The organism is Frigoribacterium sp. CFBP 8751, assembly GCF_014841545.1.
In the GTDB taxonomy this organism is placed as follows: domain Bacteria; phylum Actinomycetota; class Actinomycetes; order Actinomycetales; family Microbacteriaceae; genus Frigoribacterium.
The window spans coordinates 1-746 of record NZ_JACYUB010000017.1; the positions used below are offsets into that span (position 1 = coordinate 1).

At 68.1% G+C, this 746-nt stretch carries 1 protein-coding gene; it reads left to right on the forward strand.

Features of this window, described 5'->3' with window-relative positions; all coding sequences use genetic code 11:
* Positions 1–144: 144 nt before the first annotated feature.
* Positions 145–746 (forward strand): haloacid dehalogenase type II (locus tag IFT88_RS16730; RefSeq protein WP_192122058.1); only part of this gene is annotated, 602 nt, incomplete at its 3' end.

The window sequence follows — 746 nt, forward strand, 5'->3', positions numbered from 1 at the left end:
ACCCGCATCCGCGATGCCCTGATCACCCTCCGTCGACTGATCGCAGAAACGGAAGCGGCCTGACCGACCGAGAGATCCGGTCGGCCACCACCGCGAAACCCCGATCCGGGCCGTGCACCCGAGAGACGAGAGCACAGTGGTGAGATGACCCGGCAGCAAGCGACCATCGTCTTCGACGTCAACGAGACCCTCTCCGACCTCAGCCCCGTGGCCGCCTCGTTCGAACACGTCGGAGCAAGCCGAGAGCTGGCAACGACGTGGTTCGCCAGTGTCCTCCGAGACGGTTTCGCTCTCACGACCTCTGGCGGCGACGCCTCGTTCCCCGACATCGCCTCGAACAACGCCCGCGACCTGCTGAGCACGTGGGTGGTGCCCCGGGACCTCGACGAGAGCGTGAACACCGTGATGACCGCGTTCACCCACGCGCCACCGCACCCCGACGTCGCCGACGGGCTGCAGGCGCTCCACGCTGCCGGACATCGGCTGTTCACCCTGTCCAACGGTCCCACCACCACAGCCGAACGACTGCTCGACGAAGCCGGCGCCCGAGAGACCATGGAAGGACTGCTGACAGTCGTCGGCCACTCGCCCTGGAAACCCGCCCGATCCGCCTACACCGACGCCCGCGGACGCATCGGGGGCTCCGACCCCTTCTACCTCGCCGCCGTCCACCCCTGGGACATCCACGGCGCAGCCAACGCCGGTCTCTCGACGATCTGGATCAACCGGTCCGGGCGGGACTACCC